The sequence below is a fragment of the Streptomyces sp. NPDC093097 genome, assembly GCF_044754325.1.
Classification (GTDB): domain Bacteria; phylum Actinomycetota; class Actinomycetes; order Streptomycetales; family Streptomycetaceae; genus Streptomyces.
In genome coordinates, this window is the sequence record NZ_JBIVOW010000012.1 from 35,085 (window position 1) to 59,639 (window position 24,555).

A 24,555-nucleotide genomic window follows, 5' to 3' on the forward strand; every position below is an offset into this window, starting at 1 on the left:
AACCGACTGGGCATGGGATCCGATCGCACCAGTCAGCGCCCGGCCGGTGACCAGGAGGTGGTGACGGTGGCCTCTCCGGCTTGCTTCGTCGGGTCCTGCCACGCCTGCTGGTTGTCGACGTGCTGCTTGATCAGCGCGTCGTTGAAGTCCTCGTTCTCCGCATGGTTCTTGGACATGTCGGTCAGCGCATTGCCGATTTCCTGGAGCTTCGCGGAGAGGTGGCCCATGGATTCGTACATGCCGTCGCGCACGCCCTCGTAGGCGACGCCGAACTTCTCACCGATGTCGTCGTCGCCCCACGGCGGAGCGCCGTCCTTGCTGTCGAACGTCGTAAGCCCGCTCATGAACTGCTGGCCGAAGGACTTCTGTCCCGGCTGGGGCTGGTTGGAGGGGTCGGCCGGCGGGCCCGCGCCGAGCGCGCTCAGGCCGTTCATCAGCCGCGCGACGGACCGGTAGAAGTCCTCGCCGAGTTTGGTGAAGTTCGTCCCCTCGGCCTTGAGGGACTCCACATCCGTCTGGAAGCCACCCGCTCCGGCCACAACGCCCCCCGCGTTCGTAACGATTGCCTAATGCGACGTTCAAGATAACGCCTACGGGGCGGCGGTGACACCCTTGCAGAGCTACTGCCCCGCGTCAGCCTTGCGGCGACGAAGGCGGTGGTAGTGCTCCACCGCGTGCTTCGGGGGGAAGTTGGGAATGTAGGTCACCTCGCCGGTGCCCTTCGCGATGATGATGTTGCTCCCGCCGGGCTCCGCGGGCAGCGCGGTGGGGTCCACGGGGAGCGGCCAACCTGCCTGGATCAGGTAGCCCAGGTCGAATTCGTGGACGTGCAGGCTGGCGGGGCCGCCGGGCGAGCCGACCTCGGGGAAGAGCCGGCGGCCGATGTCGAGCGCTTCGCCCTCGTTCGTCGGGACGGGCCGGGGGCCGGCGTCCGCCACCTGCGGCGGCAGCGGAGGGGGCGTGGGCGGGAGGGCGGAGTTGCCGCCCGTCTCGTGCGCATCGGTCATGCCGCTGCCTCCTCGGCGCTGGTCCTGTCGGTGACGGTCACCGTAACCCACGCGCGAAGGACTCGATCGGTTCGGTGGAATCGACCGGTTCGGAAGAATTGAGTGGTTCAGAGGACTTGAGTGGTTCAGAGGACTTGAGTGGTTCGGAAGACTTGAGTGGTTCGGAAGACTTGAGTGGTTCGGAAGACTTGAGTGGTTCATCGGAGTGCTTGGCCGCCCTGCTGATCACCTGGAGCGTTCGCCGCGGGGAGGCCGCTTGAACGTGATCACAGGCAGGCGGAACGTGAGCGGGGCGGCCCACGGCGCGCGCGGTCCTATGCCGCCGGTGTCGGTGCGAAGTGGCGGATGCGGGTGGGGGTGGCGGGGGCGTAGGTGGGGATGCCCTGAGGGGAGCCGGTGGTGACGAACGTGGCGACGGCGCCGGCGAAGGCGTCGCCGAGTGCATGGGCGGCGGCGTCCGGGCGGCCGAGCATGGGACTGTCGGGGTAGGCGTCGAACGTGCCGAAGAGGAAGGGGAGTTCGACGCAGTGGCAGGCGCCGAGCGGGTTGTCGTCGCCGGGGGCGGCGTAGTCGAACCGGTAGACGTAGGTGGGGTTCTGGGCGGTGGCGTGGTGGTCGGCGATCGCCAGGGCGGGGTCGCGGAACTGGGCGTCGGTCTGGGCGGCAATGACGCGTTGGCCGGGTGTGGCCTCGGGGAGCTGTTCGGCGTATCGCTCGTAGAGCCGCTCGGCTTCTCCCTCACCGGTGGCCTGGTGGGCGAGGAGGGCCAGGGCGCCGGCGCGGGTGAGGGACCGGATGTTCGGGTCGAGCCCCATGAAGGAGGTCATCTCGTCGCGGGTGGTGCCGATCAGCAGGTCCTTGCCGTTCAGGGCGCCGGCAGCCAGGGCGTCACGCCAGGCATGCGGGGTGCCTGCGCCGCCGAGCACCGGGTACATCGCGGGGGCGACGCTGCCGGACTGGGCGAGTTGGACGGCCAATGTGCCGTAGGCGGTGAGGAGTTGCTGGGCGGGCAGGGCGCGTAGGGCCTTGCCGGGGGCGGGGCGGTCGGCCACGTCGAGGAGGCGGAGGTATGCCTGGGCGTGCTCGGCGGCCAGCGCGGGGTCCTGCGGCGGCAGGCCCCAGGGGCCGCTCTGGAGCAGGACGCGGCGGACCAGTCCGCCGGTGCGCGGGTCGGTCGCGAGCGCCAGGGCCGAGAACGCGCCGGCGGACTGGCCGCCGACGGTCAGGGCGTCCGGGTCGCCGCCGAACGCCGCGATGTTGTCCCGCACCCAGTGCAGCGCCGCCGCCTGGTCCTGGCAGCCGAGGTTGTCCGCGCCGATCTCCGGGAGGTGGAGGTAACCGAACGGGCCCAGGCGGTAGTTGGCGGTGACCACGATCAGGTCGCCGCGGGCGGCGAGGCGGGAGCCGTCGTACCAGTCCCAGCCGGCCGAGCCGCTGCTGAACCCGCCGCCGTGGAACCACAGCAGGACCGGGCGGGGCGTGCCGCCCTCGTGCGCCGACCGCGGGGCGTGGACGTTGAGGGTGAGGCAGCCGTCCTCGTTCCAGTCAGGGGTGCGACGTCCCATGACCGCTTCCAGTCGGGACGGCCCCTGGGGTACGGCGGGGCCGGCGTGCAGCGCGTCCCGCGTCCCCGACCACTGCGGGCCGGGCTGCGGCGGGGCGAACCGCAACGCGCCCACCGGGGAGGCGGCGTAGGGGATTCCCCGGAAGGCGACCGCCTCCCCTTCGGCCCGGCCCCGGAGCCGGCCCTGGCGCGTGGCCACGATCTGGTCGCTGTCCTGCGTCATCGTGCTCACCTTTCGTGGCTGAACTGTTCCCCGCACGCGACGTGCACAAGCCGTGCACCGCCGCGGACGTGCTCTCCCGGATGCGGCGATCCGGGCCGGCGGCCGTCACGACGACGCCACCGGTCACGCGCCGGCGAGACGTGTCGACCGTTCCTCGCGTCTGCCGTGCACGCCGTCTCCCGCACGTTACCCACTCGGGCGGCGACCGCCGCAACCGGGCCGCGTTCGGACACCCCGCCGGCGCCGGGTTGTTCCTACCTCGCGCCGTCCTCGGCCCGTCCGCCCGTCAACTCGCCTGCCTCCTCCTCCAGATGATCGAGCATCAGCTGGGCGGCGGGGGTGAGCGGGCGCCGGTCGGGCAGGGTGACGCCGACCGCGCGGCGCACCGTCTCCAACGGGACGGGCAGCGGAGCGACCTCCCCGCCGATCCGCGCCACCAGCTCGGGCAGCGCCGCGATCATGTCGGTGTGGCGGACGAGGGTGCGGACGGTGAGCGCCGAGGAGCACTCGACGCGGTTGGCGGGCAGCGGCAGGCGCGCATCGCGGAACACCTGCTCCAGCTCGTGCCGTAGCGCGGTCTGGCGGAGCGGGAGGACCCAGGGGTGGTCGAGGAGGTCGGCGAGGGTCAGGCCGGGGCGGGAGCGGGCCGGATGGTCGGGGCGGGCGACGAGCAGCACCGGCTCGCGGTAGAGCGTGATCTGGCGCAGCGCGGGCTGGTCGTCGATGGGGTTGAGGCGGCCCAGGATCAGGTCGACCTCGCCGCCCAGCAGGCGCGGCACCTGGGTGTCGAAGGGGGCTTCCTGGACGACCACGGTGACGCCGGGCCGGGCCGCCTTCAGCGCCGCGATGGCCCGGGGCAGCAGCACGTTGGTGCCGGCGACGAGGGTGCCGACGGTGACCGTGCCCACCTCCGCGTCGGCCAGGCCGGTGATCCGCTCGCCGGCCCGCCGCAGTTCGGCGAGGACGGAACGGGCGTGCTCGGTGAAGGCCGTGCCGAACAGCGTCGGGGTCGCGCCCCGGGGGCCCCGGTGGAACAGCTCCACGCCCAGGATGTCCTCGAGTTCGCGCAGGCTCCGGGTCACCGCGGGCTGCGCCAGTCGCAGATGCTCGGCGGCGCGCAGCACGCTGCCGTGCTCCTCGATGGCCACCGCCAGCATCAGATGCCGCAGCTTCAGCCGTCCGTTCAGCAGATCCATCCCGCACTCCCCCACCGGGCCCGCCCCACAGTCATACCCGAATCGCTATAGCCAGCTTGCGAATTGGTATTGGACGAGCATACCTGGGGCGGCCAATGATGGGCGGACGGGCCGGTGGGCGAACCGACCCGGGACCCACCCGAGAGGAGCGGCATCGGTATGCAGCCGGCGCACTACATCGGCGGGGCGTTCCACGCCCCGGAGCCCGAGGCCACCGGCGGCGGATTCCCGCTCGTCGACCCGGCGAACGGGGCGGTCGTCGGGCGGGTCCCGGAGGCGTCCCGCGAGACCGTCGACGCGGCGGTGCGTGCGGCACGGCAGTCGCTGCGGGGCCTGTGGGGCGCGACCGGGGCGTCGGAGCGGGCCGCCGCGCTGCGGATGATCGCCGACGGCATCGAGCGGCGCTTCGAGGAGTTCGTGGCCGCGGAGTCGGCCGACACCGGAAAGCCCCGCGAACTGGCCGCCACCGTCGACATCCCGCGCGCCATCGGCAACTTCCGCGCCTACGCCGACCTGCTCTACGCCCAGTCCGAGCGGGCCTACCTCTCCGACGTCCCCGGCTGGAGCAGCGGCGCCGGACAGGCACTGAACTACACCGTCCGCCGCCCGCTCGGCGTGGTCGCCGTCGTCGCGCCCTGGAACCTCCCCCTGCTGCTGCTCACCTGGAAGGTCGCCCCCGCGCTGGCGGCCGGCAACGCGGTCGTCGCCAAGCCCTCGGAGGAGACGCCCACGACGGCGACGCTGCTGGCGGACGTCATCGACGAAGTCAGGCTGCCGGACGGCGCGTTCAACGTCGTGCACGGCCACGGGCCCGGCGCTGCGGGCGAGTTCCTCACCTCCCACCCGGACGTGGACGCCATCGCCTTCACCGGCGAGTCGGCCACCGGCGCCGCCATCATGCGCGCGGCCGCCGACCACGTCACCCCGGTCTCCTTCGAACTCGGCGGCAAGAACCCGGCGCTGGTCTTCGCCGACGCCGACCTCGACGAGGCGGTGGCCGGCACGATCCGGTCGGCGTTCACCCACTCCGGGCAGATCTGCCTGTGCACCGAGCGGGTCTACGTCGAGCGGCCGCTCTTCGACGCCTTCGTCACCGCGCTGGGCGCACAGGCCCGCAAGCTCTCCGGCTACGGGCCGATGATCTCCGCGCGCCACCGCGACAAGGTGCTCTCGTACTTCCGGCTGGCGGTCGAGGAGGGCGCGCAGGTCGTCGCCGGCGGCAGCGCCCCGGTCTTCGGCGACGACCGGGACAACGGCTTCTACGCCGAACCGACCGTGCTCACCGGACTGCCGCCGACCGCCCGCGCGGTCCGCGAGGAGGTCTTCGGACCGGTCTGCCACATCGCCCCGTTCGACACCGAGGAGGAGGCGGTCCGGCTCGCCAACGACAGCCCCTACGGCCTGGCGGCGACGGTGTGGACCCGCGACCTGTCCCGCGCGCACCGAGTGGCGCCCCGCATCGAGGCCGGCATCGTCTGGGTGAACTGCTGGAACCTGCGCGATCTGCGCACCCCGTTCGGTGGGCGGAAGGCATCCGGCGTCGGCCGGGAGGGCGGCGAGCACTCCCTGGACTTCTTCTCCGAGCCCACCAACATCTGCGTGCGGATCGGAGCATGAGCACGGTGACGACCGCCCTCGACATCGGCGTCGGCGCCGCCGCCCGGCTGCTGCTCGACGCCCAGGCCACCGGGACGCCGTGCTCCCCGGTGCGCGAGCTGATCGACGGCACGGACGAGGCGTACGCGGTCCAGGAGTGCCTGACCCGCTCCTGGCTGGCCGCCGGCCGCCGACCCGTCGGCCGCAAGATCGGACTGACCTCGCAGAGCGTCCAGCGCCAACTAGGCGTCGACAGCCCGGACTTCGGGATGCTCTTCGCCGACATGGCGGTGCCGGACGGCGCGGAGATCCCCGCCGGGGCAGTCCTCCAGCCCCGGGCCGAGGCCGAGGTCGCCCTGGTACTGGAACGGGACCTGACCCACGAGCGGCACACCATCGCCGACCTGCTGCGCGCCACCGCGTTCGCGCTGCCGGCGATCGAGGTGGTCGGCAGCCGCATCCGCGACTGGGACATCCTGCTGACCGACACCATCGCCGACAACGCCTCCTGCGGGATGTACGTACTCGGCAACCGCCCGGTCCAACTGGCCGGCGTGGACCTGCGGTTGTGCGGCATGGTCCTGGAACGCCGCGGACAGCAGGTCTCCACCGGCACCGGCGCGGCCTGCCTGGGCCACCCCCTCAACGCCGCACTCTGGCTGGCCGACACCCTGGTGCGCTGCGGCCACCCGCTGCGGGCCGGGGACACCGTGCTGACCGGCGCGCTGGGCCCGATGGTCCCCACCGCCCCCGGGGACGTACTGGAGGCGCGGATCGAGGGCCTGGGGGACGTACGGGTCGCGTTCGCCCGGGAGGACGCCACGCGCGAGGAAGGCCGCACGGCATGACCGACATCCAGCAGCTCGCCACGACGCTCGACGACGCCGTGCGGGACGTGCGGGCCATCGCCCCGCTCACCGACGCCGGGCCGCTCGACGTCACCGACGCCTACCGGGTGCAACGGGCCGTCGTCGCCCGCCGCAAGGCCCGCGGCGAGCGGATCATCGGCGTCAAGATGGGCTTCACCAGCCGGGCCAAGATGGTGCAGATGGGCGTCGACGACGTCATCTGGGGACTGCTCACCGACACCATGCTGGTCGAGTCGAGGCTGGACCTCGGCGGGCTGATCCAGCCCCGGATCGAGCCGGAGATCGCCTTCCTCATCGGCTCCCCGGTCCGCTCGGTCGCCGACGCGGACGCCGCGGTCGCCGGTGTCGCGGTCGGCTACGAGGTCCTCGACTCCCGCTACCGCGACTTCGCGTTCACCCTGCCCGACGTGATCGCCGACAACGCCTCGGCCGCCGCCTTCGGCGTCGGCTCCTGGCACGACCCCCATGACCTCGGTGGCATCGCCAACATCGGCCTGGTGATGGAGATCGAGGGGCGGCTCACCCAGACCGGTTCTTCGGCCGCGATCCTGGGCGACCCGATGCGCTCCCTGCGCGCAGCGGCTCGCCTCGCGGAACAGGCCGGCATCCCCCTGGAACCGGGCTGGGTGGTGCTCGCCGGCGCCGCCACCGCCGCCGTCCCCCTCCCCCGCAACGCCCATGTCCGGGTCACCGCCGCGGGCCTGGGCAGCGTGGAGGTGACCACGGCATGAGCGACGCGATCCTGGTCGAGGGCAAGGCCGCACCCCGCGGACGCTTCCCGCACGTGCGGCGGGCCGGCGACTTCGTCTTCGTCTCCGGCACCAGCTCCCGCCGCCCCGACGGCACCTTCGCCGGCGCGAGTGCCGACCATCTCGGCGTCACCCGCGTCGACATCCGCGAGCAGACCCGTGCGGTCATCGAGAACCTCCGCGATCTGCTGCGGGCGGCCGGCGGCGACCTCCACGACGCGGTCAGCCTCACCGCCTACCTGGTCAACATGCATGACTTCGGGGGCTACAACGAGGTCTACGGCGAGTACTTCGACGAGTCCGGTCCGGCCCGCACCACCGTCGCGGTCCACCAACTCCCCCATCCGCACCTGCTCGTCGAGATCTCCTGCACCGCGTATCTTCCGCGCGAGGCCGGCCGTCCGGAGGGACCGGACCGCGTTCCCGCGCCATCGGCCCACGAGTCCTCAAGGAGGGCACGAGGATGACCCTGCCCAAGCTGTCGTTAGGACTGCCGTTCAACTTCGAGCGGTGGATCGAGGAACACCGCGGCCTGCTCCGCCCGCCGGTCGGCAACGTCCAGGTCTGGGAGGGCACCGATGTGCTGGTCACCATCGTCGGCGGCCCCAACCAGCGCACCGACTTCCACGACGACCCGATCGAGGAGTTCTTCTACCAGCTCAAGGGCAACATGGTCCTGCGGGTGATGGAGGAGGAGGGCAAGCCCCCCGTCGACGTGCAGATCAACGAGGGCGACGTCTTCCTGCTGCCACCGCACGTACGGCACTCCCCGCAGCGACCCGAACCCGGCTCGATCGGCCTGGTGGTGGAGTTCGCCCGGCCCAGGGGCAGCAAGGACGCCGTCGAGTGGTACTGCACCGAGTGCTTCCACCTCGTCTACCGCGCCGAGCTCCAAATGCGGTCGATCGTCACCGACCTGCCGCCGATCTTCCGCGGCTTCTACGCCGGTGAGCGCACCTGCCCGCGCTGCGGGGCCCGCCATCCCGGCGAGGAGTGGCCCGAGCACCAGCGACCGCGGACCCTGCTCCGCACGCACGGCTGACCTCGCCGCTCCTGCCCCGCTGCGGGGCACACCACGCTCCCGTGGGCAGGCCACACGGCCCCGGCCTGCCCACGGGCCCATGAAACGGAGTCCCGTGACCGTCACCGACGTCCACCCCCGCACCCCCACCGACCGTGCCCGGCAGCAGGCGGTCATCGACGTCCACACCCACCTCTTCCCGCGGATCTCCCGCGCCGAGAGCCGCATCCTGGCCGGCGCCGGGGAGCCCTGGCTGCGGGAACTGGGCGACGGCTCCGGGATGATGATGAGCGGCGCCGCCGACTACCGCCCGGTCCGCCCCGAACTGTGGGAATCCGGCGCCCGGCTCGCCGCCATGGACCGCACCGGCATCGACGTCCAGGCCGTCTCCTCCACCCCCCTGCTGTTCGGCTACGACGCCGACCCGGCCCGCGCCACCGACTGGTGCGAGCTGGTCAACCAACGCATCCTCGACTTCTGCGCCCAGGCACCGGACCGCCTGCTGCCGCTGTGCCAGGTCCCGCTGCAGGACGCCCCGGCCGCCGCCGCAATGGTCACCCGCGCCAAGGCGGCCGGCCACCGCGGCGTCCACATCGGCAACCACGTCGGCCAGCGCTACCTCGACGACGCCGACCTCCTGGCGTTCCTCGCGCACTGCGCCGAGGCCGACATGCCCGTCCTCGTCCACCCCTGGGACATGCTCGGCGCGGACCGGATGGGCCGCGGCTACATGCTCCCCTGGCTGGTCGGCATGGCCGCCGAAACCCAGCTGTCGCTGCTCTCCCTCATCCTCTCCGGCGGGTTCGAACGGCTCCCGCGCACGCTGCGGATGTGCTTCTGCCACGGCGGCGGCAGCTTCGCCTACCTCCTCGGCCGGGCCGACAACGCCTGGCACCAGCGCGACATCGTCCGCAAGGACTCCCCCCACCCGCCCTCCGCCTACACCGACCGCTTCTTCGTCGACTCCGCGGTCTTCGACCCCAGAGCGCTGCGCCTGCTGCTGGACGTGATGGGCACCGAACGCGTCATGCTCGGCACCGACTTCCCCTTCCCCCTCGGCGAACAGCAGCCCGGCACGGCCATCCGCGGCTGCACCGGCCTCACCGACGCCGACCGCGCGGCCCTCCTCGGCGGCAACGCCCGCCGCTTCTTCGGCCTGGAGCCCACAGCGGAGGCGCACACCCGATGACCCCCACCCCGCCCCGCACCAAGATCGCGATCCTCGGCTCCGGCAACATCGGCACCGACCTGATGATCAAGGTGCGCAGAACCTCCGACGTCCTCACCGTCGCCGCCCTGGCCGGCATCGACCCCGCCTCCGACGGACTGGCCCGCGCCCGCCGCCTGGGCATCCCCACCACCGACCGCGGCGTCGACGGCCTGCTGGCCCGGCCCGACTTCGACGACATCGCCATCGTCCTGGACGCCACCTCCGCCGCCGCCCACCAGCACCACGCCACCGTGCTCCGCCCCCACGGCAAGCAGCTGATCGACCTCACCCCGGCCGCCCTCGGCCCCTACGTCGTCCCGCCGGTCAACCTCGACCAGCACCTCGACGCACCCGACCTCAACATGGTCACCTGCGGCGGCCAGGCCACCGTGCCGATCGTCGCCGCGGTCACCCGGATCACCCCCGTCCGCTACGCCGAGATCATCGCCTCGATCGCCGCCCGCTCCGCCGGCCCCGGCACCCGCGCCAACATCGACGAGTTCACCGAGACCACCGCCCGCGCCCTGGAGACCGTCGGCGGCGCGGCCCGCGGCAAGGCGGTCATCGTCCTCAACCCCGCCGACCCACCGGTGGTGATGCGCGACACCGTCCACTGCGTGGTCGACGACCGGGCCGACGCCGCCGCCCTCACCGCGTCCATCGACGCCATGGTCGCCGAGGTCGCCGCCTACGTCCCCGGATACCGCCTCAAACAACGCGTCCAGATCCGCCCGATCGGCCCCGACGACCCCCTCACCACCCTCGCCGGCGGCACCGGATCCCTGGTCTCGGCCTACCTCGAAGTCGAGGGCGCCGCCCACTACTTGCCCGCCTACGCCGGCAACCTGGACATCATGACCTCCGCAGCACTGCGGGTCGCGGAAAGGCTGGCCACCCGATGACCCACGACCTCTACGTCCAGGACGTGACCCTCCGGGACGGCATGCACGCCATCCGGCACCAGTACGGCCTGGATCACGTCCGCGCCATCGCCGGCGCACTGGACGCCGCCGGGGTCGACGCCATCGAGGTCGCCCACGGCGACGGCCTGGCCGGCTCCAGCGTCAACTACGGACCCGGCGCGCACACCGACGAGGAGTGGATCGCGGCCGCCGCCGACGTCGTCCGGCGCGCCACCCTCACCACCCTCCTCCTGCCCGGCATCGGCACCCTCGCCGAACTCCGGCGCGCCCACGCCCTCGGCGTCCGCTCCGTCCGCGTCGCCACCCACTGCACCGAGGCCGACATCGCGGCCCAGCACATCGGCACCGCCCGCGAACTGGGCATGGACGTCGCCGGATTCCTGATGATGGCGCACCTGGCCGACCCGGCCACCCTCGCCGCCCAGGCCAAGCTGATGGAGTCCTACGGCGCCCACTGCGTCTACGTCACCGACTCCGGCGGCCGCCTCACCATGGACGGGGTACGCGACCGCATCCGCGCCTACCGGGACGTACTGGACGCCGACACCGAAATCGGCATCCACGCCCACCACAACCTCGCACTGGGCGTCGCCAACTCCGTGGTCGCGGTGGAGAACGGCGTCCGCCGCGTCGACGCCTCCCTCGCGGGCATGGGCGCGGGCGCCGGAAACTGCCCCCTGGAGGCGTTCACCGCCGTCGCCGACCTCATGGGCTGGCGGCACGGCTGCGACACCTTCCGGCTGATGGACGCCGCCGAGGACCTCGTCCGCCCGCTCCAGGACCGCCCCGTCCGGGTCGACCGGGAAACCCTCTCCCTGGGGTACGCGGGCGTCTACTCCAGCTTCCTCCGGCACGCCGAGGACGCCGCGCGCCGCCACGGCCTGGACACCCGCAGCCTCCTGGTCGAGGCCGGCCGCCGCCGACTGGTCGGCGGCCAGGAGGACCTGATCGAGGACATCGCCCTGGACCTGGTGGAACGGCCCGCCTGACCACCGGCCCCCACCCCACCTCCCCCGCCACGACCCACCGGCGGGGAGCGGCCCGGCAACCCTCGCCCGTGTGGCAGAGTGGCCCGGGGATGCACGATTCGCGCCACGGCGGGTACCCGCACCCCCAAGGCCGGATCCCGCACCGCCAGGGAGGTGGACGGTGGCTCGTACCGCGGAACTCCCCGCCACGTCAGCCGCAGCACGCGACCGCGTGCACGAACTGCTGCGCGCGCACCACCCGCACGTCGACGAGACCGTGGTCGCCGACGCCCTGCTGGTCACCTCGGAGCTGGTCACCAACGCCCTGCGGCACGCCGGCGGCGTCACCGGCTTCGCCGCCCGCGTCACGAGCGGACGCCTCGTGGTGACCGTCGAGGACGCCAGCCCGCTCCGCCCCTTCGTCCCGACCGACTTCCAGGACGGCCGGATCGGCGGCTACGGCTGGTCCCTGATCCGCCGGCTCGCCACCTCCGTCGCCATCACCACGACGCCGACCGGCAAAAGCATCAACGCGGCCCTGCGGCTGAGCTGACACCACTCCCCACGGGCACCCCCCACGCCCCTGCACACCAGCCCTTACCTCGGTCCCCTCCCCGCGGCATGAGGTCCCCTCATCCCTGCCGATTTTCGCCACCCTCCGGGCATGCCCTGCCCCCCGACGGGTAGGCGGCCGCACAAGTGCCCGCGGGGGCCGGGTGCGGAGGGAGGCATCATGACCGTCCCGACGAGCGGCGGCCCGTTGCCGACGCCCACCACGGACCGCGGCGGCCTACCGGAGATACGGCGCCCCACGGCCATGGCTCCCCAGGACGCCCGGGAACTCTCCAGGCAGTTCTTCGACCGGCTCCGGGAACTCGAAGAGGGCACCCACGCCTACCAGTACGCACGCAACACACTCATCGAGATGAACATGTCGATGGTGCGCTACGTCGCCCGCCGCTACCGCAGCCGCGGCGGCGACATGGACGACATCGTCCAGGTCGGCATCATCGGCCTGATCAAGGCCATCGACCGCTTCGACGTCTCCCGGGAGGTGGAGTTCTCCACCTACGCCGTCCCCTACATCCTCGGCGAGATGAAGCGCTTCTTCCGGGACACCGGCTGGGCCGTGCACGTCCCCCGCCGCCTCCAGGAGCTGCGCATCGAACTGGCCAAGGCCAAGGAGCAGTTGCGTGCCGCACTCGACCGCAACCCCACCGTGGCCGAACTCGCCACCCACCTCGGACTGCCGGAGGAAGAGGTCCTCGAAGGCCTCCTCGCCGCCAACGGCTACGCCGCGGACTCCCTGGACACCCCGGACGAACCCGACGCGCTCGGCGCGCGCCGCCCGCTCGCAGAGATCGTCGGCGGCGACGACCCAGCCCTGGAGACCATCGAGGACCTCCACGCCCTCGCGCCGCTGCTGCGGCAACTGGCGCCCCGGGAACGCCGGATCATCGAGCTCCGCTTCGGGCAGGAGATGACCCAGTCCCAGATAGGCGCCGAGCTGGACATCTCCCAGATGCACGTCTCGCGGCTGCTGAACCGCACCCTGTCCACGCTCCGCACCGGCATGCTCAGCGATCCCGCGCCCGCGCCATGACCCGGCCCCCGCTCCACAGGCGGGCGGACCGGGCCACGACGCACCACACGCAGGAGATCACGGCGCGCGGCACACGCCGGCGACCTCCCGCTCACCTGCTCAACTCACCCAGGTGATCGGCTGCTCAGCGCAGACACCCCTCGATGACGTCCGCACCGCGCACCGCGCCACCGCTCTCCCGTACGACCTTGCGCATCCGCGCGAGGTTGCTGCGGATCGCGGGGTCGGAGGAGACCCGGGCGACCGCGGCGCGCAGCGACTCGGCCGTCACCGTGTCGGAGTCGAGCTGCTCACCGAGCCCGAGTTCCTGCACCCGCCCGGCGTTGGCGGCCTGCTCCGGCATCTGCGGGAAGGCGATCAGCCCGACGCCGTAATACAGGGCCTCCATCGTGGAGTTCATACCGGTGTGCGAGACGAACGCGCTGGCCCGCTGGAGCACGGCCAACTGCGGGAACCGGGGGCGGACATCGAACGACGGAGGAATGGTCCCCAGCGCGGCCGGGTCCATCCCGCCCACGGACATGGCCACGTGGTACGGCCCGTCGGCGAAGGCTTCGATGCAGGTGCGGTAGAAGTCGGGCCGGTCGTTGAAGACCGTCCCCAGGGAGACGAACAGCACCGGCGCCTCGGGGTCCGGCGGCGACCAGGGCTCGTTCTCACGACTGCCCACCGAGGGGCCTATGAAGTGGAAACGCTCGTCGAAGGAGTCACCCGCCGGCTGGAACTCCCTCGGTATGGAGACCAGGTTGACCTCGGTGGGGACGTCCAGGAGGTTCGCCGGGTCGAGGGGGACGCCGAACTCCGCGGCGAACTCCTCGCAGGAGGGCCCGAGCATGGCCGGGAACGGATTCTCGCCGCCGGCGGCCTCCAGGAACTGGGTGAACAGCGAAAAGGTCTCGTTGGAAGCGAAGTTGGGGATGAGGCGAACGGCCGGCAGGCCGAGCTGCTCGGCGACGACCCGGGCGGACCAGTTCATCGTGTCGAAGCAGATCGCGTCCACCGATTCGGCGGCGCAGTGGTCCCGCAGCACGGGGTACGCCTCGCGCATTCCGGCGAAGAGTACGCGCATGAAGACACCGAAGGTCTCGGGGCCGAACGCGGAAGGGGGTGGTATGTCGAACGGCGGGAGCGACGGGAGTTCCACCCAGCGGGCGCCGGATCTGGTGACCATCTCGGCGTGTTCCGCACTGGTGGCGTAGTCGACGCGATGGCCTCGCCGTACGAGTTCCTCGACTAAGGGCAGGGTGGGATTGACGTGCCCGTGGCCCAAGATGGCCACGAAGAGCAAGTGTTTCGCCATGTCGAAAATCCTATCGCTGCCGGGTTTTCCTCCCGGGCCCCGCCCCTCGTCCACCGCGGCCGCGGACCCCGCCACCGCTCATGTCTCGGTCGGCAGCCGCCGCACCAGATTCCGCGCCAAGTGCCGTGCGGCGTAGGACCCTTCACCGTTTCCCGAGGCCAGCAACCGCAGCAATTCGATCGCGGCCCGGGCCTCCCGCAGGGTCAGCAACGGCAGCCGTTCCTCGTCCAGGTCCACCACTCCGTCGACGAGGCTGAGCAGGCGGTCGTTCATTTCACTCATGGCCGGTTAACGGTCACTTACTCGCCCGGTTACGGTCACGTCCGGGCAGACATTCGACGCCTCCCCGTGACGGTGAATTCGGCCGTCGGCAAGGGGCCCGGGCCCCAGCGGGGGAAGCCTGGCTTCGGACCGACACGTCCGGACCGCGACCAGGAGGATGACCATGACGCAGCTATCCCAGTTCCGCAGGGGCGCCGCCGTGCTGGCGAGCGTGGGACTCCTCTGCGGTGTCCTCGGCAGTGGTACGGCCACCGCCGCAAGCCCGTCGCACGCCCCCCGCGTCGGGGACAGCGGTCACGGCCACGGCGCATACAAGGGCCGCATCATCGCCAGGACCGGCCTCGTGGTCCGCACCGGCCCCGGCACCGAGCACCCGGCGATGACCACGCTCCCCTACGGCGAGGTCATCACTCTCGTCTGCAAGGTCAACGGCCAGAACATCCACGGCAATCCGCGCTGGTACAAGCTCGACTGGCGCCGCGACGCATTTGCCTCGGCCCGCTACATCGAGCCCATCGGGGCCGCGCCCGAATGGTGCCGCGACAAGGGCGACTGAGCGGCCCGCGGGCCAACGCTCCCGGCCACCGGTCGACTTGACCGGTGGCCGGTGGCCGGTGTGGCTGGCGTGGCCGGCTTCCTCGACGCCCACCGGCCCCGCCGGGATCACCCAGCTCCCGGGGCAACCCCAACACCCCTGCCAGTCCCCGAGGTTGCCCGAGCACAGGCATCCCGCCCCGACTACGCCGAGCCGCCCCGCACCGCGGTGACCGCCACCGTCGCGTACCGCATGGTGAAACCGCCGCCGACCGCGTCGATGGCGGCGCCGACGCCCGCCAGCACCTGCTCCAACGCCTCCGGCGGGAGCCGGGTGAAGGGCCCCTGGGTAGGCATCTGATCCAGCCAGGCGTCCCGGGTGTAGGTCCACTCCCAGTCGAACCGCCACTGCTCCGGCTCGCCGAACCCGCCCGCCGCCCGGATTCCGTCGGCCACCTTGGCGAACGCCCCTTGGTACGCCTCCAAGGCGCCCGTCGTCATCTCCGTGAAGTCGAACGGCGAGTCGGGCAGGGCCCGTTGACACGCCGAGGCGACCGTTTCGGCGAGGGCGGCCGGGAAGCGGAAGACGTTCCAGAACGGTGCCAGCAGGCCGCCGGGGCGCAGCACCCGGGCGGCCTTGGCGGCACCGGCGACCGGGTCGATCCAGTGCCAGGCGGTGCCGGCGACGACCGCGTCGAACTCCCGGCCCGCCGGGTCCCAGTCCTCGAACGTGGCCACCTCGACGGCGCCGCCGTCTCGCCGCGCGATCTCGGCCATCCGCGCGTCCGGTTCGACCCCGAGCACCGCGCAGCCGGCCGCCCGGAACTGCCTGGCGACGATTCCCGTACCGCAGCCGACGTCCAACACGTCGAGACCGGACCGGCCGGTGGTGATCCGTCGCACCAAGGCGTCGGGGTAGCGGGGCCGGGCGCGGTCGTAGCGTTCGGCATCGGTGCCGAACGACTCGGCCAGCGCCCGGAGTTGATGGGGTTCACGCCCCGAGGGCGGCATAGTGGGCATGTGCCCACCATGGTGGGCACATGCCCACTCGTCAATCGTGTGGCCGTCGACGAGAATCCGGTGCGGAGCACCGGGGATGGAGTGCATGGTGCCGACCGGGGTCGCCCTCCGCGATGCGCGGGAGCAGTTGTTCGCCGCCGCCGAACGCATCCTGCTCCGGGACGGGCCCAACGCCCTGACCAGCCGGGCGGTCACCACCGAAGCGGACTGCGCCAAGGGCGTGCTGCACCGGCACTTCGACGATTTCGACGCCTTCCTCGCCGCACTCGTACGGGACCGCATCGGCCGGATCGACGGTCAGGCCGCCGCCCTGCGCGCGTCCGCCGGGAGCGGCGCGGTCGTCGACACCGTCACCGACGCGCTGATGACCGTGTTCGGCACGGTCGCCGTGACGATCGTCGGGCTGGTCATCTCCCGGGACGGACTGCGCGCCCGGTTGCGGCAGGCCGGCTCGTCCGGTGTCCCGGTCCTGGGCGAGGCCACCGCGATGATCGCCGAATACCTGGCCGCGGAACGCGAGTTGGGCCGCATCGCGGCGCAGGCCGACGTCGACACCCTGGCCCCCACCCTGATCGGGGCCGGACACCTGCTGTTCGCCGACCGGGAGGGCGGCCCTCCCACGGCCGCGGCCGTCCACAAGGTCGTGACGACGGTCCTCGCGGGCGTGACGCGAGAGGCGTGACCGGGCGGCTCGCACCTGGAGCCGGTCCGGCCCCCTCCCCAAGACCGGGAGAGGACGGAGCTCACCCTCATCCGGCCCTATCAGCCGGCCCTCGCGGCGACCGCTGTACCGATGTTCCCACCGCGGCCGGCGTCGGCTGATTGTCGGCGGTGGACGGTTCGCCCACCGGGAGAAGTGCGGGACCCCGCACGCCTACGTGGGACTGTCCGCGCCACAGGACTGGTTCGCCGCCTTCGACTTCGCCGACGCCGACGCGGCCACCGCACGGATCGCGGCAGAGTTCGACGGCTGGGCGCCGGAGCTCACCGCACTGATCACCGACAGCGACATCGCGCCCGCCGAGGCCGTCACAGGTCGCGCTTGAGATAGCGGTCGAGGAGCCGCTGCCAGCCCTTCCGTGCCTGTTCCCACTCCTCGGGGCAGCCTTCGGCGCGGTCTTCGGTGACCCGCCCGTCGTCGGCGACGAGGTCCTCGTGGCGGGTGGGGTGCGCGCCGTAGACGTAGCAGGCGTAGTTCGCCGCGCGCTGGCCGTCCAGGCTGTGCTCGTCGAGCAGATCGGACGCGTCGAACGGGGACTCCTCGGCGGACAGGGTGTAATCCCTGGCGGCGGCAAGGGTCTTGGCGTCACCGGCGGGGCCCTGGCCGATCAGCATCACCGCGGCGAACTGGTCGGCCACGTCCTCCTCCCGCCCCGTGAAGCGCAGCCCCAGGCGGTCGATCAGGGCATGGGCGCCCTCGTGGTACGCGGTTTCCTCCAGGACCGCGGCCACATGGGCGTCGCGGTCCCCGGCAGCGCGCGGGCGGCCGGCTCCGTCAGCGGCGTGCTCGATGCGCTCGCGTATCTCATCGACGTGCTCCACGCAGAAGTCGACGGTGCCGGTCTCCGGGTCGTACGCCGGTTCGGCGGCACCGCACGAGCGGACCGCGAACGGTATGCGGTGCGGCACGTCGACGGTGTCGTTGAGCCGGCCGGCGGCCCGTTCCAGTACGCGCCGGGAGCGGAGGTAGGCGGTGGCGCGTGCCGCCTTGCCGCCGGTGCGGTACTGGACGGTGAAGCCGCCCGGACCGCCCTTGCCGTGACCGCGCCGGGAGGAGTCCGAGGCGTCCACCGCGTCGGGTGCCGCGGCGCCCTGGCCGGTCGCGCAGCCGGTCACCGCGGCCGCCAGGGCCAACGTCAGCACGGCACGCGTGCCGTTCCCCACTCGGTGGCCCATGTCAGCCCCTTCCCGCACCGCTCGGCGCGCATGATCGTCCAACGGATGAAGAGGGATATCCGGAAAGGGAGGTTCCGGTCTGTCGGTGTGACGTGCGTCCCGCGTGCGGGCCGACGGCGTTCCGCCCATGACATACGGCCCGTCAGCATGCGGTCCCTCGGTTGTCCGTGCGCCGGCGCGCGTCCGGGACCGGGCGCCCGCGCGTGTCCGGCAACGGCTGGACGCGCGCCCCGGGAAGGATGCCGCCATGCACGCCGTCCTGCACGCACTGTCCATCACCGGCTCGATGACCTGGGAGATCACCTGGGCGCTGATCCTGGGGTTCGCCCTGTCCGCCGTGGTCCAGGCGGTGGTCCGCAGGTCCACTGTCGTTGCGCTGCTCGGCGACGACCGACCGCGCACCCTCGCCATCGCCGCCGGGCTGGGCGCGGCCTCGTCCTCCTGCTCCTACGCCGCGGTCGCGCTGGCCCGCTCGCTGTTCCGCAAGGGGGCGAACTTCACCGCCGCGATGGCCTTCGAGATCGCCTCCACCAATCTCGTCATCGAACTCGGCGTCATTCTGGCGCTGTTGATGGGCTGGCAGTTCACGGTCGCGGAGTTCGTGGGCGGTCCGGTGATGATCGCGGTGCTGGCGGTGCTGCTGCGGCTGTTCCTGCGCGAGTCCCTGGTGCGCGAGGCGCGGGCGCAGGCCGACCGCGGGCTGGCCGGCGCGATGGAGGGGCATGCCGCGATGGACATGTCCGTCCAGGGCCCCGGCTCCTTCCTCCGCAGACTGCTCTCCCCCAAGGGCGCGACGGCCACCGCGCACGTCTTCGTCATGGAGTGGGCGGCGATCATGCGGGATCTGGTGGTCGGGCTGCTCATCGCCGGCGCCATCGCCGCATGGGTGCCCGACGCCTTCTGGCGGACGTTCTTCTTCGAGGGCCATCCGCTCGCCGCCAAACTCTGGGGGCCGGTCATCGGCCCGCTGGTCGCGATGGCCTCGTTCGTCTGCTCCATCGGCAACGTGCCGCTCGCCGTGGTGCTGTGGAAGGGCGGCATCAGCTTCGGCGGGGTGGTCGCGTTCGTCTTCGCCGACCTGCTGATCCTGCCGATCCTCAACATCTACCGGAAGTACTACGGCATCCGGACCGCGCTGTTCCTGCTCGGCACCTTCTACCTCGCGATCGTGGTCGCCGGCTACGTCGTCGAGTTCGCCTTCAGCGGCCTCGGGCTGGTCCCGGACCAGGCCCGGGCGAGGATCCCGGAGGAGGGCCTCTCCTGGAACTACACCACCTGGCTGAACATCGCCTTCCTCGTCCTGGCCGCCGCCCTCCTCGTGCGGTTCTTCCGCACCGGCGGCCGGAACATGCTCCGCATGATGGGCGGCGCCCCCGCCGCCGGCCACCAGGACGGCTGACCCGAGGAACGCGGGCTCCGAGGGGCCCGCACCGGACCGGGGCCGGCCCGTGAGCGGACCGGAAGGCCGGCGGGCCGGATTCCGCACGGCGAACTTGACATGCGCATTTGATAGCGTCGCGCGGGTGCGTTTGACGAAGTTCACTGATCTGGCGCTGCGCGCGGTCATGCGCCTGGCCGTCGCGGAGCAGGGCATCTCCTTGACCACCCGCGAGGTGGCCGAGGTGATGAACGTGCCGTACACGCACATGGCGAAGGCGATCAGCCGGCTCCAGCACCTCGGGGTGGTCGAGGCCCGGCGCGGACGCGGCGGCGGACTGGAACTGACCGAACTGGGGCACCGGGCCTCCATGGGCTGGTTGGTGCGCGAGCTGGAGGGCGCGGACGAGGTCGTCGCCTGCGAAGGCGACGCCCCGTGCCCGCTGCGCGCGGCCTGCCGACTGCGCCGGGCACTGCGCGACGCACAGGAGGCGTTCTACGCCACGCTCGATCCGCTCACGGTGTCCGAGGTGGTGGCGTCACCCACCGGACCGGTACTGATCGGCCTCACCGGTCTGAGCACCCGCCGCCCGGACTGAACGGCCCCGCACGGCCCCGCACACGGTCCGCGCCCCTGCACCCCCGCGGCCGTCGACTCCCCACCGGACCGGCTCAGCGCACCGTCCTGAAGAAGTCCCGCACATCGGCGACGAGCAGGTCGGGGGCCTGGAGGGACGCGAAGTGGCCGCCGGTGTCGAAGGTGGACCAGTGGGTGATGCGGTGCGACCGCTCGGCCAGACCCCGCACGGCCCGGTCGCCGAGGAAGCAGGCCACGCCGGTGGGGACGCCCGAGGGGGCGGGCCGGCCCCAGCCGTCCACGGCCGCCTCCCGGTACAGTCGCGCGGCCGACCCGGCGGTACCGGTGAGCCACAGGAGGGTGGTGTTGGTCAGCACGGCGTCCCGGTCGGGCAGCGACTGCCGGGTCGTGGTCGGATCGTGGTCCACGAACCACTCAAGATTCCAGGCCAGTTGGCCGACCGGCGAGTCGTTGAGCGCGTAGGCCACGGTCTGCGGGCGAGTGGACATCTGGGTGGCGTATCCGGAGTGCGCGTACCACCACGACTGGTTGTCCCGTGCCTGGCGGCGCTCGGCCGCCGACAGCTGCTCCAGTTCCTCCGGGCTCGTCGCCGTCGAGGCGTTCGCCAGGGCGTTGACGTGGACGCCGATGACGTCGTCCGGCGCCACCCGGCCGAGTTCGGGCGCGATCAGGGCGCCGAAGTCACCGCCCTGGGCGCCGTAGCGGTGGTAGCCCAGGCGGTGCATGAGCGCGGCCCAGGCACGGGCGATGCGCCGGCATCCCCAACCCGCCTCCCGGGTGGGCCCGGAGAAGGCGAAGCCGGGGAGCGAGGGCACCACGAGGTGGAAGGCGTCGGCCGGGTCGCCGCCGTGGGCGCGGGGGTCGGTGAGCGGCCCGATGACGTCGAGGAAGTCGTGGACGGTGCTGGGCCAGCCGTGCGTGAGGATCAGCGGCAGGGCGTCCCGCTCCGGCGAGCGGACATGCAGGAAGTGCACCCGCTGTCCGTCGAGGACCGTGGTGAACTGCGGTATCTCGTTGAGCCGGGCTTCGTGCGCACGCCAGTCATAGCCGTGCGCCCAGTGGTCGACCAGGTCCCTCAGATACGGCAGCGCGACCCCGTAGTCCCAGCCCGCACCGGGCAACGCGTCGGGCCAACGGGTCCGCAGCAGCCGGTCTCGCAGCTCATCGAGGTCGGCCTGCGGGATCTCGATGCGGAAGGGGGTGACGTCCACGAAGCGCTCCACTCGTGCGGGAGGAAGGGAAGAGGGTGTGCGGGGGCGGCGGGACAGCTGTCGTCCGGGCGCCCGGAGGCACGTTAGGGAGCGAGTAGGTCGGACGCTGTCCGCTTTGGGACGGTCCGGTCGGCGCGCGCCGACTGCGGGGCCCGGTAAACGCGTTGACGATCCGGGCCGTCGAGGATTTCCTTCAACGATGTCGCAACTTCGCCTCGTGCAGCCGGTCGACGACACCGCGCTCACACACTGGCAGCACGTCCACAACACCCTCGTCCCGACCCACCTCCTGTCCCTGGACGAGGTGCGGGAGCGGGCCGGGCGCAACCATCTGGAGGTCGCCTACCTCGGCGACGAACTCGTGGGGTGCAGCACGGTCCGCCCGCCGGCCGACGAGACCCGGACCGCCACCGTGATCGCCCGCGTGCTCCCCGCCCACCGCGGGCGCGGCTTCGGGACGGAGCTGTATGCGCGCGGGCTGGACCGGGCGCGGGAGTTGGGCGCGCGAGTGATCGAGACCTGCGTGCTGTCGTCGAACGAGGACGGGCTGCGGTTCGCCGAGCAGCACGGCTTCGCGGAGATCGACCGCTATCTGCTGCCGGGGGACACCATCGACTGGGTCGACCTCCGGCTGCGCTGACCGCCCGGTGCGGGTGCCTGGCACGTGCCCGGCCGACGATCCGGCATCCGTACGCGGACGAGAGCCGCGGGGCCGATCCGGTGTCCCTCGCCGTTGTCCGGTGCACCCGTCCTCAAGGGAGGGCGGCAATCGGCCGACAAGTACGGGAGCAATCCAGGAAGCCACCCCCGATACCGGAGTCAGGCCGCAGTGATCTACCTCCCGATGCCCACCTGGCCGGACGTCCCCCGTCCCGTCGCCGGCTGCGAACGGTGCCGTGTACTGCGGCAACAGCGCGCCCTGGCCATCCAGCGGGGAGACCGCAGCGCCGCGAGCGACTGCAACGTGCTGATCCGCCGCCACCATGTCGACGTGCACGGGTGACGGCGGATCGGCTGAGTGCGGTGAGGGAGCGGACCGGGCGCGGTCCGGGTGAGGTGGGCGGACCGCACCGTCCCGCCGCTCCCCCACGCGTCATCGGCCCATCGTCCCTCCGATCACGACCACAGCCAGCGCGCCGGCGGTCACGACGTAGCCCGGGATGAACCACCGGAGGAAGACCCGCGTGGGGCGGGCCCGCCCGGCGGCGGAGGGCCACACCCGCAGTGCGGCCCAGGCCCTGCGGGTCGCGCGCTCCTCCTGGCCCCGCCGGGCCCGGGCGAGCCCGGCGAGGAGGAGGGCGGCGGCCGCACCGATGACGGTGAGGGCGCCGAGCGCGGTCCAGGAGGCGGCTGCCAGCAGCAGCGGCGCGGACAGCGCGAGGGTCGCCCAGGCCGTCAGGCAGGCAGCGGCCGCGAGCCGCCGGGAGGCGGGGCGGTCGGCGCCGGCCCGCAGGTCGGCCACGGCGGGCAGGTACCAGACACAGCCGGCGGCGCACAGGGCGGTGGCCCCCAGGGCGAGAACGGCGGGAGACAGCACGGCCGCTCCTTCCTCAGACGTGGGCCGCGGGACGGTCCAGGGCAAGGTTCTCCACCTCGGGGTGGTGGAGGTCGAAGGCGGGGGATTCACTGCGGATCCGCGGCAGGGAGACGAAGTTGTGGCGCGGCGGCGGGCAGGAGGTGGCCCACTCCAGGGAGCGGCTGTAGCCCCAAGGGTCGTCGCAGTCGACCTTCTTGCCGTACTTGGCGGTCTTCCAGACGTTGTAGAAGAACGGCAGGAAGGAGAGGCCGAGGAGGAACGAGCCGATGGTGGAGAGGGTGTTGAGGGCGGTGAAGCCGTCGGCGGCGAGGTAGTCGGCGTAGCGGCGGGGCATGCCCATGGTGCCGAGCCAGTGCTGGACGAGGAAGGTGAGGTTGAAGCCCACCGTGAGCGTCCAGAAGGTGATCTTGCCGAGCCGTTCGTCGAGCATCTTGCCGGTGAACTTCGGCCACCAGAAGTGGAATCCGGCGAACATCGCGTAGACCACGGTGCCGAAGAGCGTGTAGTGGAAGTGCGCGACGACGAAGTAGGAGTCGGAGACGTGGAAGTCCAGCGGCGGGGAGGCCAGGATGACGCCGGTCAGACCGCCGAAGACGAAGGTGACCAGGAAGCCGGTGGCCCACAGCATCGGGCCCTCGAAGGAGAGTGAGCCCTTCCACATCGTCCCGATCCAGTTGAAGAACTTCACGCCGGTGGGGATCGCGATGAGGAACGTCATGAAGGAGAAGAACGGGAGCAGGACGCCACCGGTGACGTACATGTGGTGCGCCCAGACCGTCACCGACAGGCCGGCGATGGAGATGGTCGCGGCGATCAGGCCGATGTAGCCGAACATCGGCTTGCGGGAGAAGACCGGGATGACCTCGGAGACGATGCCGAAGAACGGCAGGGCCAGGACGTAGACCTCGGGGTGGCCGAAGAACCAGAAGAGGTGCTGCCACAGCAGGGCGCCGCCGTTGGCCGCGTCGAAGATGTGGGAGCCGAACTTGCGGTCCATCTCCAGGGCCAGCAGGGCGGCGGCGAAGACCGGGAAGACCATCAGGATCAGCAGGCCGGTGAGCAGCACGTTCCAGGTGAAGATCGGCATCCGGAACATCGTGAGACCGGGGGCGCGCATGCAGATGATGGTGGTGATGAAGTTGACCGCGCCCAGGATGGAGCCGAAGCCGGAGAGCGCCACACCCATGATCCACATGTCGGCGCCGACACCGGGCGAGTGGACGGCGTCCGACAGCGGCGCATAGGCGAACCAGCCGAAGTCGGCGGCGCCCTGCGGCGTGAGGAAACCGGCCGCCGCGATCAGCGAGCCGAAGAGGAACAGCCAGAACGCGAGCATGTTCAGCCGCGGGAACGCCACGTCGGGCGCGCCGATCTGGAGCGGCATGATCCAGTTGGCGAAACCGGTGAACAGCGGCATCGCGAAGAGCAGCAGCATCACCGAGCCGTGCATGGTGAACGCCTGGTTGAACTGCTCGTTGGAGAGGATCTGCATGCCCGGCCGGGCCAGTTCGGCGCGCATCACCAGGGCCATCACGCCACCGACGAGGAAGAAGACGAACGCCGAGACGAGATAGAGCGTGCCGATCTGCTTGTGGTCGGTGGTGGTGAGCCACTCCACCGCCTTGTTCCGGCGCCGCGGCCGGGCCTCAAGGGCCCGACCGGACGCCGGTTCCCTGGCCGCCGTCGTCTGAACTTCCCAACCATCCACGGTGCTGTTGTCCTCCACCTTGAAACGTGAACTGAGCCGGGAAGCGGCCAGGGACCGGGAAGAGCCTTCGACACGGGGGGAGACCCGGCCCTTCCCGGCTCACCCATCGTCGGCCGGCGGAAACCGCACACCCCAGGGGCCGAACAGCCCCTCACCGACCGCG

At 71.9% G+C, this 24,555-nt stretch carries 27 protein-coding genes and 1 pseudogene; 17 read left to right on the forward strand and 11 right to left on the reverse strand.

Going from position 1 to position 24,555, the window contains the following annotated elements:
* Positions 1–32: 32 nt before the first annotated feature.
* The 4 genes from ACIQE0_RS20925 to ACIQE0_RS20940 form a co-directional block, all read right to left on the reverse strand.
* On the reverse strand, positions 33–509 hold the full coding sequence (locus ACIQE0_RS20925; protein ID WP_402334266.1) for a hypothetical protein: 477 nt from the start codon (positions 507–509) through the stop codon (positions 33–35).
* A gap of 111 nt (positions 510–620) precedes the next feature.
* Positions 621–1,007 (reverse strand): hypothetical protein, encoded by a 387-nt coding sequence (locus tag ACIQE0_RS20930; protein ID WP_402334269.1) that lies wholly within the window; start codon positions 1,005–1,007, stop codon positions 621–623.
* A gap of 314 nt (positions 1,008–1,321) precedes the next feature.
* Positions 1,322–2,794 (reverse strand): carboxylesterase/lipase family protein, encoded by a 1,473-nt coding sequence (locus ACIQE0_RS20935; RefSeq protein ID WP_402334272.1) that lies wholly within the window; start codon positions 2,792–2,794, stop codon positions 1,322–1,324.
* A 254-nt stretch (positions 2,795–3,048) separates the two neighbouring features.
* Entirely contained in the window at positions 3,049–3,990 is a 942-nt protein-coding gene (locus ACIQE0_RS20940; protein WP_402334275.1) for a LysR substrate-binding domain-containing protein, read from the reverse strand.
* 159 nt (positions 3,991–4,149) lie between these two features.
* On the opposite strand from ACIQE0_RS20940, the gene ACIQE0_RS20945 reads away from it, so the two are divergent.
* From ACIQE0_RS20945 to ACIQE0_RS20990, 10 genes are all read left to right on the forward strand, one after another.
* On the forward strand, positions 4,150–5,607 hold the full coding sequence (locus ACIQE0_RS20945; RefSeq protein ID WP_402334277.1) for a 2-hydroxymuconic semialdehyde dehydrogenase: 1,458 nt from the start codon (positions 4,150–4,152) through the stop codon (positions 5,605–5,607).
* The gene (locus tag ACIQE0_RS20950) at positions 5,604–6,434 is read left to right on the forward strand and encodes a 2-keto-4-pentenoate hydratase (RefSeq protein WP_402334280.1); all 831 of its coding nucleotides are present in this window, start codon (positions 5,604–5,606) and stop codon (positions 6,432–6,434) included. The genes ACIQE0_RS20945 and ACIQE0_RS20950 overlap by 4 nt, the downstream gene beginning before the upstream one ends.
* A complete protein-coding gene (locus ACIQE0_RS20955; RefSeq protein ID WP_402334283.1) occupies positions 6,431–7,186 on the forward strand; it encodes a 2-keto-4-pentenoate hydratase in 756 nt (251 codons plus the stop codon). The genes ACIQE0_RS20950 and ACIQE0_RS20955 overlap by 4 nt, the downstream gene beginning before the upstream one ends.
* Positions 7,183–7,671: a RidA family protein gene (locus ACIQE0_RS20960; protein WP_402334286.1), complete on the forward strand. Its 489-nt coding sequence runs from the start codon at positions 7,183–7,185 to the stop codon at positions 7,669–7,671. Before ACIQE0_RS20955 ends, ACIQE0_RS20960 begins: the two co-directional genes overlap by 4 nt.
* Positions 7,668–8,246 (forward strand): 3-hydroxyanthranilate 3,4-dioxygenase, encoded by a 579-nt coding sequence (locus ACIQE0_RS20965; RefSeq protein WP_366333591.1) that lies wholly within the window; start codon positions 7,668–7,670, stop codon positions 8,244–8,246. Before ACIQE0_RS20960 ends, ACIQE0_RS20965 begins: the two co-directional genes overlap by 4 nt.
* A gap of 94 nt (positions 8,247–8,340) precedes the next feature.
* Positions 8,341–9,414, forward strand: a complete 1,074-nt coding sequence (locus tag ACIQE0_RS20970; protein ID WP_402334289.1) for an amidohydrolase family protein — start codon at positions 8,341–8,343, stop codon at positions 9,412–9,414.
* A complete protein-coding gene (locus tag ACIQE0_RS20975) occupies positions 9,411–10,337 on the forward strand; it encodes an acetaldehyde dehydrogenase (acetylating) (RefSeq protein ID WP_402334291.1) in 927 nt (308 codons plus the stop codon). Before ACIQE0_RS20970 ends, ACIQE0_RS20975 begins: the two co-directional genes overlap by 4 nt.
* Positions 10,334–11,347 (forward strand): 4-hydroxy-2-oxovalerate aldolase, encoded by a 1,014-nt coding sequence (dmpG, locus tag ACIQE0_RS20980; RefSeq protein WP_402334294.1) that lies wholly within the window; start codon positions 10,334–10,336, stop codon positions 11,345–11,347. Before ACIQE0_RS20975 ends, dmpG begins: the two co-directional genes overlap by 4 nt.
* Before the next feature lie 160 nt (positions 11,348–11,507).
* Positions 11,508–11,879: an ATP-binding protein gene (locus ACIQE0_RS20985; RefSeq protein ID WP_402334297.1), complete on the forward strand. Its 372-nt coding sequence runs from the start codon at positions 11,508–11,510 to the stop codon at positions 11,877–11,879.
* Between the two features lie 180 nt (positions 11,880–12,059).
* Positions 12,060–12,929, forward strand: coding sequence for an RNA polymerase sigma factor SigF (locus tag ACIQE0_RS20990; protein WP_366333601.1), 870 nt, complete (start codon positions 12,060–12,062; stop codon positions 12,927–12,929).
* Positions 12,930–13,053: 124 nt separating this feature from the next.
* On the opposite strand, the gene ACIQE0_RS20995 is transcribed toward ACIQE0_RS20990, so the two are convergent.
* The gene (locus ACIQE0_RS20995; protein ID WP_402334300.1) at positions 13,054–14,229 is read right to left on the reverse strand and encodes a macrolide family glycosyltransferase; all 1,176 of its coding nucleotides are present in this window, start codon (positions 14,227–14,229) and stop codon (positions 13,054–13,056) included.
* Positions 14,230–14,307: 78 nt separating this feature from the next.
* Complete coding sequence (locus ACIQE0_RS21000; protein ID WP_366333605.1) at positions 14,308–14,511, reverse strand: hypothetical protein; 204 nt, start codon at positions 14,509–14,511, stop codon at positions 14,308–14,310.
* Positions 14,512–14,674: 163 nt separating this feature from the next.
* Between ACIQE0_RS21000 and ACIQE0_RS21005 the strand changes: the two genes are divergently transcribed.
* Positions 14,675–15,067 (forward strand): SH3 domain-containing protein, encoded by a 393-nt coding sequence (locus ACIQE0_RS21005; RefSeq protein WP_402334303.1) that lies wholly within the window; start codon positions 14,675–14,677, stop codon positions 15,065–15,067.
* A 182-nt stretch (positions 15,068–15,249) separates the two neighbouring features.
* On the opposite strand, the gene ACIQE0_RS21010 is transcribed toward ACIQE0_RS21005, so the two are convergent.
* Positions 15,250–16,065, reverse strand: a complete 816-nt coding sequence (locus ACIQE0_RS21010; RefSeq protein WP_402334306.1) for a class I SAM-dependent methyltransferase — start codon at positions 16,063–16,065, stop codon at positions 15,250–15,252.
* Positions 16,066–16,153: 88 nt separating this feature from the next.
* Between ACIQE0_RS21010 and ACIQE0_RS21015 the strand changes: the two genes are divergently transcribed.
* Together ACIQE0_RS21015 and ACIQE0_RS21020 are read left to right on the forward strand one after the other, a co-directional pair.
* Positions 16,154–16,747, forward strand: coding sequence for a TetR/AcrR family transcriptional regulator (locus ACIQE0_RS21015; RefSeq protein ID WP_402334732.1), 594 nt, complete (start codon positions 16,154–16,156; stop codon positions 16,745–16,747).
* A gap of 151 nt (positions 16,748–16,898) precedes the next feature.
* Positions 16,899–17,084 (forward strand): annotated as a pseudogene (locus tag ACIQE0_RS21020) (FAD-dependent monooxygenase); the annotation flags it as partial.
* 10 nt (positions 17,085–17,094) lie between these two features.
* On the opposite strand, the gene ACIQE0_RS21025 reads toward ACIQE0_RS21020, so the two are convergent.
* Complete coding sequence (locus ACIQE0_RS21025; RefSeq protein WP_402334309.1) at positions 17,095–17,961, reverse strand: DUF4344 domain-containing metallopeptidase; 867 nt, start codon at positions 17,959–17,961, stop codon at positions 17,095–17,097.
* 247 nt (positions 17,962–18,208) lie between these two features.
* On the opposite strand from ACIQE0_RS21025, the gene ACIQE0_RS21030 reads away from it, so the two are divergent.
* Entirely contained in the window at positions 18,209–19,360 is a 1,152-nt protein-coding gene (locus ACIQE0_RS21030; RefSeq protein ID WP_402334312.1) for a permease, read from the forward strand.
* A 124-nt stretch (positions 19,361–19,484) separates the two neighbouring features.
* Positions 19,485–19,937: an Rrf2 family transcriptional regulator gene (locus ACIQE0_RS21035; RefSeq protein ID WP_366333615.1), complete on the forward strand. Its 453-nt coding sequence runs from the start codon at positions 19,485–19,487 to the stop codon at positions 19,935–19,937.
* A gap of 73 nt (positions 19,938–20,010) precedes the next feature.
* Here the strand turns inward: ACIQE0_RS21035 and ACIQE0_RS21040 are convergent, their stop codons facing one another.
* Entirely contained in the window at positions 20,011–21,147 is a 1,137-nt protein-coding gene (locus tag ACIQE0_RS21040) for an epoxide hydrolase family protein (RefSeq protein ID WP_402334316.1), read from the reverse strand.
* 199 nt (positions 21,148–21,346) lie between these two features.
* On the opposite strand from ACIQE0_RS21040, the gene ACIQE0_RS21045 reads away from it, so the two are divergent.
* Together ACIQE0_RS21045 and ACIQE0_RS21050 are read left to right on the forward strand one after the other, a co-directional pair.
* Complete coding sequence (locus ACIQE0_RS21045) at positions 21,347–21,787, forward strand: GNAT family N-acetyltransferase (protein ID WP_402334319.1); 441 nt, start codon at positions 21,347–21,349, stop codon at positions 21,785–21,787.
* A 189-nt stretch (positions 21,788–21,976) separates the two neighbouring features.
* Positions 21,977–22,150, forward strand: a complete 174-nt coding sequence (locus ACIQE0_RS21050) for a hypothetical protein (RefSeq protein WP_366333621.1) — start codon at positions 21,977–21,979, stop codon at positions 22,148–22,150.
* Between the two features lie 90 nt (positions 22,151–22,240).
* On the opposite strand, the gene ACIQE0_RS21055 is transcribed toward ACIQE0_RS21050, so the two are convergent.
* Both ACIQE0_RS21055 and ctaD read right to left on the reverse strand, forming a co-directional pair.
* Positions 22,241–22,684 (reverse strand): hypothetical protein, encoded by a 444-nt coding sequence (locus tag ACIQE0_RS21055; RefSeq protein WP_402334322.1) that lies wholly within the window; start codon positions 22,682–22,684, stop codon positions 22,241–22,243.
* Positions 22,685–22,697: 13 nt separating this feature from the next.
* Positions 22,698–24,392 carry a cytochrome c oxidase subunit I gene (gene ctaD / locus ACIQE0_RS21060; protein WP_384091758.1) on the reverse strand — a complete coding sequence of 565 codons (1,695 nt, stop codon included), beginning with the start codon at positions 24,390–24,392 and terminating at the stop codon, positions 22,698–22,700.
* Positions 24,393–24,555: the final 163 nt, after the last annotated feature.